The sequence below is a fragment of the Amycolatopsis sp. genome (genome assembly GCF_025464955.1).
Taxonomy (GTDB): domain Bacteria; phylum Actinomycetota; class Actinomycetes; order Mycobacteriales; family Pseudonocardiaceae; genus Amycolatopsis.
Genome location: NZ_JAODNM010000031.1, coordinates 63,440 through 71,861 on the forward strand (window position 1 = coordinate 63,440; position 8,422 = coordinate 71,861).

8 protein-coding genes, 1 pseudogene and 1 riboswitch are annotated in these 8,422 nt (G+C 68.9%); of the genes and pseudogenes, 6 read left to right on the forward strand and 3 right to left on the reverse strand.

Annotated elements, in window-relative coordinates; all coding sequences use genetic code 11:
* The first annotated feature begins 27 nt into the window (after positions 1–27).
* Positions 28–142, forward strand: a riboswitch (SAM riboswitch).
* Between the two features lie 32 nt (positions 143–174).
* The 4 genes and pseudogenes from JWQ81_RS06325 to JWQ81_RS06340 form a co-directional block, all read left to right on the forward strand.
* Positions 175–1,506: an aminotransferase class V-fold PLP-dependent enzyme gene (locus JWQ81_RS06325; protein ID WP_297538511.1), complete on the forward strand. Its 1,332-nt coding sequence runs from the start codon at positions 175–177 to the stop codon at positions 1,504–1,506.
* A gap of 175 nt (positions 1,507–1,681) precedes the next feature.
* Positions 1,682–2,206, forward strand: a complete 525-nt coding sequence (gene lspA, locus JWQ81_RS06330) for a signal peptidase II (protein WP_297538535.1) — start codon at positions 1,682–1,684, stop codon at positions 2,204–2,206.
* Positions 2,203–3,129 (forward strand): RluA family pseudouridine synthase, encoded by a 927-nt coding sequence (locus tag JWQ81_RS06335; protein ID WP_297538513.1) that lies wholly within the window; start codon positions 2,203–2,205, stop codon positions 3,127–3,129. Before lspA ends, JWQ81_RS06335 begins: the two co-directional genes overlap by 4 nt.
* 55 nt (positions 3,130–3,184) lie before the next feature.
* A pseudogene (locus JWQ81_RS06340) lies at positions 3,185–3,400 on the forward strand (helix-turn-helix transcriptional regulator); the annotation flags it as partial.
* 138 nt (positions 3,401–3,538) lie between these two features.
* Here JWQ81_RS06340 and rfbB read toward each other — a convergent pair.
* From rfbB to rfbC, 3 genes are all read right to left on the reverse strand, one after another.
* A complete protein-coding gene (gene rfbB, locus JWQ81_RS06345) occupies positions 3,539–4,531 on the reverse strand; it encodes a dTDP-glucose 4,6-dehydratase (protein ID WP_297538515.1) in 993 nt (330 codons plus the stop codon).
* Between the two features lie 42 nt (positions 4,532–4,573).
* Entirely contained in the window at positions 4,574–5,455 is an 882-nt protein-coding gene (gene rfbA, locus JWQ81_RS06350; protein WP_297538517.1) for a glucose-1-phosphate thymidylyltransferase RfbA, read from the reverse strand.
* Between the two features lie 79 nt (positions 5,456–5,534).
* Positions 5,535–6,143, reverse strand: coding sequence for a dTDP-4-dehydrorhamnose 3,5-epimerase (rfbC, locus tag JWQ81_RS06355; protein ID WP_297538519.1), 609 nt, complete (start codon positions 6,141–6,143; stop codon positions 5,535–5,537).
* A gap of 107 nt (positions 6,144–6,250) precedes the next feature.
* Between rfbC and JWQ81_RS06360 the strand changes: the two genes are divergently transcribed.
* Both JWQ81_RS06360 and JWQ81_RS06365 read left to right on the forward strand, forming a co-directional pair.
* Positions 6,251–7,141 carry a glycosyltransferase gene (locus JWQ81_RS06360; RefSeq protein WP_297538521.1) on the forward strand — a complete coding sequence of 297 codons (891 nt, stop codon included), beginning with the start codon at positions 6,251–6,253 and terminating at the stop codon, positions 7,139–7,141.
* 56 nt (positions 7,142–7,197) lie between these two features.
* Positions 7,198–8,124 carry an SDR family NAD(P)-dependent oxidoreductase gene (locus tag JWQ81_RS06365; RefSeq protein ID WP_297538523.1) on the forward strand — a complete coding sequence of 309 codons (927 nt, stop codon included), beginning with the start codon at positions 7,198–7,200 and terminating at the stop codon, positions 8,122–8,124.
* The last annotated feature ends 298 nt before the right edge of the window (positions 8,125–8,422 follow it).

The following is an 8,422-nucleotide window of genomic DNA, read 5'->3' on the forward strand; positions in this document are numbered from 1 at the left end:
CCGATTCGTCCGCTATCGTGTTCGTCAGGTCACGAGTGCCAGCGCTAAACCCCGGTTTGCTGGCCGGCAACCCTCCTTCCGCGGTGGGGTGCCCCGGGTGAGGACCCGGCCCGTCGCACACGGCGACAGGCAAGCGCGGACCTCCTTGAGGTCCCCTGGACTGCCGGAGGCATCATGACGCTCGCTCTCGACCGCACCGAATCCCTGACCTGTCACGACGTTCCCGCTGTCGTCGGCGCGGATCTGCAGGTGCCGCTCGTCAACGGCGAGCAGATCGGCTACGCCAACCTCGACCACGCCGCCAGCGCGCCCTGCCTGGCCGCGGTGCGCGACGCCATCGACGAGTTCCTGCCGTACTACGCCAGCGTCCACCGCGGCGCGGGATTCGCCTCGCAGGTGTCCACAAAGGTCTATGAGCGGACCCGCGAAGTGTTGCGGCGTTTCGTCGACGCCCGTCAGAGCGACACGGTGATCTTCACCCGCAACACCACCGACTCGTTCAACCTGCTCGCTCGCAGCCTGCCGAAGCACACGTCGGTCGTGGTGTTCGACACCGAGCACCACGCGGCCCTGCTGCCGTGGAAGGGCCCGAACGTCCGCCGGATCCGCACCCCGCGCACCCGCCTCGAAGCGGTGTCCGCTGTGGACAGTGCGCTCGCCGAATGCCCGGCCGGGCCACGGCTGGTCGTGCTCACCGGAGCCTCGAACGTGACCGGGGAACTGTTGCCGGTCAAGGAGATCGCCGCGGTCGCCCGCAAACACGGCGCACGGATCGCGCTCGACGCCGCGCAGCTCGCGCCGCACCGCCGGGTCTCGGTTCGCGACCTCGACGTCGACTACGTCGCGCTGTCCGGCCACAAGCTCTACGCGCCGTTCGGTGCGGGCGCGCTGATCGGCCGCGCCGACTGGCTGCGCGCCGCCGAGCCGTACCTCGCGGGCGGAGGCGCGACCAAGGTCGTCACCGAGTCGGCCGTGGTCTGGAACTCCGGCCCCGAGCGGCATGAAGCCGGTTCGCCGAACACCGTCGGCGTGTACGCGCTCGGTGTCGCGTGCGAAAAGCTCGCCCAGAGCTGGGACGATGTCGCCGCGCACGAGGCCGACCTGCTGGACAGGCTGCACCGCGGCCTCGCCGCCGTCCCGGGGCTGTCCGAGCTTCGCCTGTTCGACGCGGCCGTGGACCGCGTATCCACGGTGAGCTTCGCGCTCGACGGGTTCACCCCCGGCTGGCTGGCAGCGGTCCTGTCCGCGGAGTACGGCATCGGGGTGCGGGACGGCGCGTTTTGCGCCCACGTCGCGACCAAGCGGCTGCTCCGCGAAGCCGGGTCCGGTGCGGGCCAGGCCGTGCGAGTGAGCCTCGGTCTCGGCACCACCACCGAGCACGTCGACAGGCTCGTGCTGGCGCTCCGGCAGATCGTGGCGCGCGGCGCGCGGTGGACCTACGCCGAGCAGGACGGCCGCTGGGCGCCGGTCGACGACCCGCGCGAGCTCCCGTCTTTCCTGCGCTGACCACACCGGCGGGGCGGCGCGCCCGGGACCAGTGGACAATGGACCCGTGAGTACCGAGCCCGAATCGCACCAGGACACCGCGTCCGACCAGGCAGCCGACACCGTCCAGGCCGAAAACCCGGACACCGTCGAGGCTGATGCCGCAGCCGACGTCGCCCTTGAGGCGCCCGAAACGCTGCCCAAGCGGCGTATCGGGCTCGTGCTGGCCGTTGCGCTCGTGGCGCTCGCCGTGGACCAGGTCACCAAGATCGCCGTCGTGTCGAACCTGGAAGAGGACGTGCCGCACCGGATCCTCGGCGGCACCGTCTACCTCCAGCTGATCCGCAACGGCGGCGCCGCGTTCGGCATCGCCACCGGGATGACCTGGATCCTCGCCGTGGTCGCGGCCGCGGTGGTCGTCGCGATCGTCTGGCTCGCCGCGCGGCTGCGGTCGGTCGGCTGGGCCATCGGGCTGGGCCTCGTACTCGCCGGGGCGCTGGGCAACCTGTCGGACCGGATCTTCCGCGCGCCGGGGCCGCTGCAGGGCCACGTCGTCGACTTCATTTCACTGTTCGCGCCGAACGGGCAGGGCTGGGCGATTTTCAACATCGCCGACTCCTGCATCTGTGTCGGCGGGGTTTTGATCGTGCTGCTTTCGCTGCTCGGTAAGGATTACGACGGCCGCTCGATCCCGCGCGGCAGGACGAAGGAAGCACAGTGAGCGCTCGGATGTTGCCGGTACCCGACGGGTTGGACGGGATGCGGGTCGACGCGGGCCTTGCGAAGCTGCTCGGGCTGTCGAGGACCGTGGTCGCCGAGCTCGCCGCCTCCGGGGACGTGCTGCTCGACGGCAAGCCCGCGGGCAAGTCCGACCGGCTCTACATCGGCGGGCTGCTCGAGGTCACCATGCCCGAGCCCGCGAACAAGATCGAGATCATCGCGGAACCCGTTCCCGGCATGGCCATCGTTTACCAGGACGACGACATCGTCGTCGTGTCGAAGCCGGTCGGCGTCGCCGTGCATCCGAGCCCGGGTTGGACCGGCCCGACCGTCGTCGGCGGGCTCGCCGCGGCGGGTCTGCGCATCTCGACGTCGGGTTCAGCGGAGCGCCAGGGCGTCGTGCACCGCCTCGACGCCGGCACCACCGGGGTCATGGTGGTCGCGAAGAGCGAGCACGCGTACACGGTGTTGAAGCGCGCGTTCAAGGAGCGCACGGTCGACAAGGGCTACACCGCGCTGGTCCAGGGGCACCCGGACCCGACACGCGGCACCATCGACGCGCCGATCGACCGCCACCCTCGCCACGACTACAAGTACGCCGTGGTCGCCGGCGGCCGGGACAGCATCACGCACTACGAGGTCGTCGAGGCTTTCCGCGCGGCTTCGCTGGCCGAGGTCAAGCTGGAGACCGGCCGGACGCACCAGATCCGCGTGCATTTCTCGGCGTTGAAGCACCCCTGTGTCGGCGACCTGACCTATGGCGCCGACCCTGTTCTCGCGAAGCGGCTCGGGTTGTCCAGGCAGTGGCTGCATGCCCGCACGCTGGGCTTCCACCACCCGGCTGACGGCCGCTGGGTGCAGTTCGAGACCGAGTTCCCGGACGACCTCGCGCACGCGCTGAAGATCCTGCGCTCGGAGAACTGAGCCTGCGTTGGTGCAGTAACCGCAACAGTTGCTGCCTTCGGGCGATGATGGGCCCATGGCGACGACCGATTCGGATCCGACCGTGCGCGCGCAGGAACTCGGCGAGGCCCTGCGCGCGCTCCGGGAGGAAGTCAACCTCAGCGTCCGCCCGGCGGGTGAGCGCATCGACGCCTCCGCGAGCAAGATCAGCCGGCTGGAGAACGGGAAGAACGCCGTCACGATCGACGACGTCGCCGCGCTGCTTGCCGTCTACCACGTCACCGGCCCTCGCCGCCGGAAGCTTCTGGACGGAGCTTCGCGACTCATTGATGTGCACAGGCGGCGAACTCGCTTGGAAATCGTGAAGGCCACCTTGACCGCGTGTTGCGCGGTGAAGGTGGCCTTCACGAAACGTCCGTACGGGGGTGCGTCAGCCTTGGGAGAGGGCGGCGCGGGCCTTGAGGGACTCCCACCATTCGCGGTTGTCGCGGTACCACTGCACGGTGCGGGCCAGACCCTCTTCGAACGGCACCTGCGGCTGGTAGCCGAGCTCGGCGCTGATCTTCGAGATGTCGACCGAGTAGCGGCGGTCGTGGCCCTTGCGGTCGGTCACCCGCTCCACACTGGACCAGTCGGCGCCGGTCGCGGTCAGCAGCTTGTCCGTCAGGTCGTGGTTGGTCAGCTCGGTGCCACCGCCGATGTTGTACACCTCGCCGGCGCGGCCGCCTTCGACGACGAGCTGGATGCCGCGGCAGTGGTCGTCGACGTGCAGCCAGTCGCGGATGTTGAGGCCGTCGCCGTACAGTGGCACCTTCTTGCCGTCGATCAGGTTCGTCACGAACAGCGGGATGACCTTCTCCGGGAACTGGTACTCGCCGTAGTTGTTCGAGCAGCGCGTGACGCACACCGGCAGGCCGTGCGTGCGGAAGTACGAGCGCGCGATCAGGTCGGAGCTGGCTTTGGCCGCCGAGTACGGCGAGTTGGGCTCCAGCGGCTGCTCCTCGGTCCACGAGCCGGAGTCGATCGAGCCGTACACCTCGTCGGTGGAGATGTGCACGAACTTGCCGACGTTTGCCTCCAGCGCGGCCTGCAGCAGCGTCTGCGTGCCCAGCACGTTGGTGACGACGAACTCCGCGGCACCGGAGATGGACCGGTCCACATGCGACTCGGCGGCGAAGTGCACGACCACGTCGGTGCCGGCCATCAGCTTGCCGACCAGTTCGACGTCGCAGATGTCACCGCGGACGAACTTGAGGCGCGGGCTGTCGGCGACCGGTGCGAGGTTGGCCTCGTTGCCCGCGTAGGTCAGCTTGTCCAGCACCACGACCTCGGCGTCGGCGAACTTCGGGTAGGCCCCGCCGACGAGTTGGCGTACGTAGTGGGATCCGATGAACCCCGCCCCACCAGTTACCAGAACCCGCATCGTGCTCCTCTTTTTCCTCGGTCAGTGCTTGGGAGAAATGATTCAGTGCTTGGAGCCCGCGCTGCGGGCGACTTCCATCACGTACTGGCCGTAGCCGGACTTGGCGAGCTGCTCTCCGAGGGCGTAGCACGCGTCGGCGTCGATGAAACCCATGCGCAGTGCGATCTCTTCGAGACACGCGATGCGGACGCCCTGCCGGTGTTCGAGCACCTGCACGTACTGGCCGGCTTCGAGCAGCGAGTTGTGCGTGCCGGTATCCAGCCAGGCGAACCCGCGCCCGAGGTCGACCAGTTTTGCGTTGCCCTGCTTGAGATACGCCATGTTGACGTCGGTGATCTCGAGCTCACCGCGGGGCGAAGGCGCCAGCCCGGCCGCGATCTCGACGACCTGGTTGTCGTAGAAGTAGAGCCCGGTGATGGCCTTGTTGGACTTGGGCAGCTCCGGCTTTTCCTCGATCGAGACCAGCCGGCCCTCGCCGTCGACCTCGCCGACGCCGTAACGCTCGGGGTCCTTGACCGGGTAGCCGAACAGCACGCAGCCGTCGATCGGGTTCGCGTGGTGCTGGAGCACCTTGGCGAAACCCTGGCCGTGGAAGATGTTGTCACCGAGCACGAGTGCGACGTCCTGGTCGCCGATGAACTCCGCGCCGATGATGAACGCCTCGGCCAGCCCGTTGGGCTGGGCCTGCTCCGCATACTCCAGGCGCAGGCCGAACTGCGAGCCGTCCCCGAGCAGCCGCCGGAACATCGGCAGGTCGACCGGGGTCGAGATGATCAGGATCTCCTTGATGCCCGCGAGCATCAGCACCGACAGGGGGTAGTACACCATCGGCTTGTCGTAGACCGGCAGCAGCTGCTTGGACACGGCCTGCGTGATCGGGTGCAGCCGGGTTCCGCTGCCACCGGCGAGGATGATCCCTCTCATAGTCGCGCGCTCTTCCCCTCGGTTTTCGAAAGACGACCGCACTCGGTGAGCGCGTGCCCGGGGCGGTACTGACGCGCTGTCACGCGTGGGCGGCCCGGAGCTGGTCGTAGTATGCGAGACAGTCCTCGTATCGGGGTAGGGTACCGGCCGCTTCCGCCTCGGCGAGGGTCGGGGCGTCGCGGTCCTTGTCGGAAAGCAGCTGCTCAAGGTCGGCCGGCCAGGGCAGGCCCAGCGCGGGATCGAGCGGGTTGATGCCGTGTTCGGCGCCCGGGTTGTAGCCCTCGGAGCACAGGTAGGTCATCACCGTGTCGTCCTCGAGGGCGACGAACGAGTGCCCCAGGCCCTCCGACACGTACAGCCCGCGGCACTCCTTGGAGTCCAGCCGCACGGCGTCCCACTTGCCGAAGGTCGGCGAGCCGACGCGGATGTCGACCACGACGTCCAGCAGTGAACCGCGCGGGCAGTAGATGAACTTCGCCTGGCTGGGCGGCACGTCGGCGAAGTGCACGCCGCGGATGCTGCCGCGGCGCGAAATCGAGTGGTTGGTCTGCACCACGGGCATCGCGTACCCGATCGCCTCGATGAGCGCCGGTGCCTGGTACGGGCTGACGAACATCCCGCGGTTGTCGGCGAACGTGGTGGGGACGAACTCGAACGCCCCGCTGATGGCCAGCTCAGAACTCTTCACGGTCCCCGAGGATAGTTAGGCCGATCCGAGGCCGATCTCCGGGGTTGAGAGCCCTCTAGGGCATCATGGCGCACTAGCTGTCGTGTAATCGAGGAGAGACCCAGCGCATGACGACGATCGACATCATGTTGCCGTACTACGGTGACGTTGCCCTCATGCAGGACGCCGTGCGCAGCGTGCTCGCGCAGGCGAACCCGGGGTGGCGGCTGACGGTCGTCGACGACACCGCGGAACCGAGCGTGCCGGGCTGGTTCGATTCCCTCGGCGACGACCGCGTCCGTTACTTCCGCAACGAGCAGAACCTGGGCGTCACCGGCAACTTCACGCGCTGCCTCGAACTCGCCGAACATGACCTTCTCGTCATGCTCGGCGCCGACGACCTGATGCTGCCGAACTACGTCGACATCGTGCTCGCCGCGCGGGACGAGCACCCCGGCGCCGCCATGATCCAGCCGGGCGTCGAGGTCATCGACGAGCACGGCCGGCCGGTGAAGGGCCTGGCCGACGAGGTTAAGCGGCGGCTCTACGCGCCGAAGGTGACCGGTCGGCGGCAGATGGGCGGCGAGGAGCTGGCGACCAGCCTGCTGCGCGGCAACTGGCTGTACTTCCCCGCGATGACCTGGCGCACCGCCGCGATCAAGTCGGTCGGGTTCCGTCCCGAGCTGCGCACCACCCAGGACCTGGCGCTGGAGCTCGAACTCATCGAGCGCGGCGAGCAGATGGTCCTCGACAGCACGGTGTGCTTCCAGTACCGGCGGCATCTGGAAAGCGTCTCGTCGAAGATGGCGCTGGACGGCGACCGCTTCACCGAGGAGCGCGCGCTGTTCCTCGAGATGGCCGAGCGGATGCGGGCCAAGGGCTGGCAGCGGGCGTCCCGGGCCGCGCGGGGCCACTCGGCGTCCCGGCTGCACGCGTTGACCCTGCTGCCCACGGCCATGCGCGGCGGGCAGCGGGACATCGCCCGCGCGCTGGCCAAGCATGCTTTCGGGAACAGCTGAGCGCTCGGCAAACCCCCGGAACCGGGTCACTGGCCCCGCCCTCCTAGGCTGGGCGCATGCGGGCATTGGTCACCGGCGGCGCCGGGTTCATCGGTTCGACACTGGTCGACAGGCTGCTGCGGGACGGGCACGAGGTCGTCGTCGTCGATGACCTGCGGCGGGGCCGCCGGGAGAACCTGGCGAGCGTGGAAGGCCGGTTCAAGCTGGTCGAGCTGGACGTCACCAGCCCGGAGCTGACCGACGTCGTCGCCGAGGCGGCCCCCGAGGTGGTCTTCCACCTGGCTGCCCAGATCGACGTCCGGCTCAGCGTCGCCGAACCGTTGCTCGACGTGCACACGAACGTCGTCGGCACGGTCAACCTGGCCGAAGCCGCGCGTAAGGCGGGCGTGCGCAAGGTGCTGTTCGCCTCTTCGGGCGGCTCGATCTACGGCACCCCCGACGAGCTGCCGGTCGCCGAGTCGACGCCGATCAACCCGATGTCGCCGTACGCGGCCAGCAAGGTCGCCGGCGAGGTGTACCTGAACACCTACCGCCAGCTCTACGGCCTGGAATGCACCCACCTCGCGCTGGCCAACGTCTACGGGCCGCGGCAGGACCCGCACGGTGAGGCGGGCGTGATCGCCATCTTCGCGGGCAGGCTGCTGGCCGGGGAGCCGACCAAGGTGTTCGGCGACGGCGGCAACACACGCGATTACGTCTTCGTGGAGGACGTCGTGTCGGCGTTCATCGCGGCTTCGGGGGAGCAGGGCGGCGGACGCCGCTACAACATCGGCACCGGGGTGCAGACCTCGGACCGCCGGCTGCACACACTGGTCGCCAAGGCCGTCGGCGCCGCGGATGCTCCTGAGCACGCGCCGGCCCGGCTGGGGGACCTGCGGGCGTCCGCACTGGACGCCTCCGCCGCGCGGACCGAACTGGGCTGGCAGCCCGCAGTGGACATCGCCGAAGGCGTCCGCCGGACCGTCGACTACTTCCGCTCCTGACCACACCCAACGAGGGCACTTTTGTGGCTTTTGTGTCGTATGTGTGGGTCCGCGACGCCTCAGTGGTGTCGGTGTGGCTGGTGGGGTTCTTGGGGTCAGTGGGTGTGGTCGGCTGGTGGTGATTGTGGGACTCGTCGGGTTGAGCGTGGGACTCGCCGGGCCGGAGTGTGGGACTCGCCGATGTGCTGTGCGAGTCCCACGTTCAGCGAGGGCGAGTCCCACACTCAGACCGGCGAGTCCCACACCCAGCTCCGGACACCGGCATTCGCCATACACCGGACACGACCAGGCCCTTGCT

Bases quoted from the DNA above. Each gene is read 5' to 3' on its own strand.
- JWQ81_RS06325 (WP_297538511.1), top strand. From the start codon at position 175: ATGACGCTCGCTCTCGACCGCACCGAATCCCTGACCTGTCACGACGTT.
- rfbB (WP_297538515.1), bottom strand. From the start codon at position 4,531: ATGCGGGTTCTGGTAACTGGTGGGGCGGGGTTCATCGGATCCCACTAC.
- rfbA (WP_297538517.1), bottom strand. From the start codon at position 5,455: ATGAGAGGGATCATCCTCGCCGGTGGCAGCGGAACCCGGCTGCACCCG.
- JWQ81_RS06360 (WP_297538521.1), top strand. From the start codon at position 6,251: ATGACGACGATCGACATCATGTTGCCGTACTACGGTGACGTTGCCCTC.
- JWQ81_RS06365 (WP_297538523.1), top strand. From the start codon at position 7,198: ATGCGGGCATTGGTCACCGGCGGCGCCGGGTTCATCGGTTCGACACTG.